We start from the raw sequence: 1,835 nt of genomic DNA on the forward strand, positions 1-1,835 counted from the left end.
ACGCTGGCGGGGGTGGCGGTGTCCGGGGACCAGGTCTCCTTCTCCGGCCAGTTCTCCGGCGGCTTCACCTTCGAAGGCCAGAGCTACTCGCAGGTGGGCAGCGTGGACAGCGCCACGGCGACGGACGACGTCTTCGTCGGCGCGCTCGGGCTCGACGGGACGAAGCGGTGGCTGCACCACCTGGGCTCTCCGGGCCTGGAGCGGGTGGTCGGCATGGACGTGGGGCTGCGCGGCGAGGTGCTGCTCCAGGGCGTCAACACCTGGCCGCTGGACTTCCAGGGCAAGCACCTGGGCGCGTCCGGACGCTTCGTCGCGGCCTTCACCTCCGCCGGGGCGTCCCTCTGGGCCCGCTCCCTCTCGTCGTCGAAGCTGGACACGGTGGATGTCTCGGTGCTGAGCACGGGCGAGGTGGTCGTCGGCGGCATCCTCGAGGAGGGGGCCGCGACGACGCTGGAGGACCAGCGGTACGTGTCCCGGGGTCGAAAGGACCTCATCTTCTTCAAGCTGCGTCCGTGAGGGCGGGGCAGGGGAGGCAGGACTCCCGGTGTCCGTGGTTGAATGACCGCCATGTGGCGTACGTGGCTCATGGCGGTCGCAGCTCCCCTGCTGGTGGCGTGTGCCACGACGGGGCCGGTGTCCCCTGCCTCGGCGTGCTACGCCGGAAAGGCCTACGCCTGCGGCCAGTGGGGCGACGAGCTTCTCCAGCAGGGCGAGCGGGACGCCGCGGACCTGGCCCATGAACGGGCATGTGAGGAGGGCGTCACGTCCTCCTGCCTGACCCTGGGGCGGCTGCGGATGGAGAAGGGAGACCTGGACGGCGCCGAGCCTCCCCTCGTCAAGGTGTATGAGGCCTCCTGGGAGGAGGGCGCCGTGGCGCTGGCGGAGCTGCGAGAGACCCGGGGCGGCGTAGGGGACCGGGACATCGCGGAGCGGCTGCGGCGGGAGGCTCCGGCGCTGGACAAGCCGAGCTTCGATTTCGTCTTCGCGTACCGGGCGGATGTGTCGAACGGCCCGGGGACGGAAATCACCCTCAACATCCAGCCCATGGCCCTGTACGAGCGGCGGCTGACTTTCGGCGCCAACACGTCCTTCTCCCTATCCGGAGCGGTGGAGCTCAACGGCTTCGCTGGTTACCAGCACTTCTTCTCGTCCTGGCTGGTGACGTACGCGCGGGTGATGATGGGGGCCGCCCTGTCCGCCGTTCCCGGCCAGGGGCCCAACGTGGGAGCCGAGCTGGGCGCCAAGCTGTGCCTCGGTTCCATCGGCCACCTGAACCTGGCGGCGGGCAGCACGCGGGCCAGTCCCGGCTACGTGTCGGTGGGCTTGGGCCTCGATGGCCTCCTCGTCCTCATCGCGGCGGCGCACATCCGCTAACCGGCTTCAACCCACGTTCCAGCGCCGCACTTCTCCGCGAGGCGCACTTTTGCGCTCCGGATTCGTCGAAGCGAACGGGATGGAGAGCGCGTGGACGTGAAGCTCCACCGGGCGGCCCCGCGGAAACTCCAGCACAGGGCACCGGAGGGGGAGGTGCCTCTTCCGGTGCCGCCCTCTCCAGCACAGCCCTGTCCCGCCCACGCATCGAGGGGGGCGCGCGGACCGGGAACACCCGATGTCCTCCCATGACTGCATCGAGGGCACACGAGCCGGGACATCCGATGCCCTCGCGTGACTGCATTGAGGGCGGACGAGCCAGGACTCCCGGTGTCCTTCCGTGACTCCGGGACCCGCGCTTGTGTCAGGCCCCTGCCTCGGGCACCCACGGCTGGAACGAAGTGCACGCAGCTGGAGGACCCGCCAGGTCCTCACCGGACGCGGGCCCCACCCTCCCTGGCATG

1 protein-coding gene and 1 pseudogene are annotated in these 1,835 nt (G+C 70.4%); both read left to right on the top strand.

The window, feature by feature from the left end:
* Positions 1-516, top strand: a pseudogene (locus HG543_RS53435) (hypothetical protein); the annotation flags it as partial.
* Between the two features lie 69 nt (positions 517-585).
* A complete protein-coding gene (locus HG543_RS53440; protein WP_246357955.1) occupies positions 586-1,374 on the top strand; it encodes a hypothetical protein in 789 nt (262 codons plus the stop codon).
* The last annotated feature ends 461 nt before the right edge of the window (positions 1,375-1,835 follow it).

Origin of the sequence: Pyxidicoccus fallax, assembly GCF_012933655.1 — a bacterium.
Taxonomy (GTDB): Bacteria; Myxococcota; Myxococcia; order Myxococcales; family Myxococcaceae; genus Myxococcus; species Myxococcus fallax.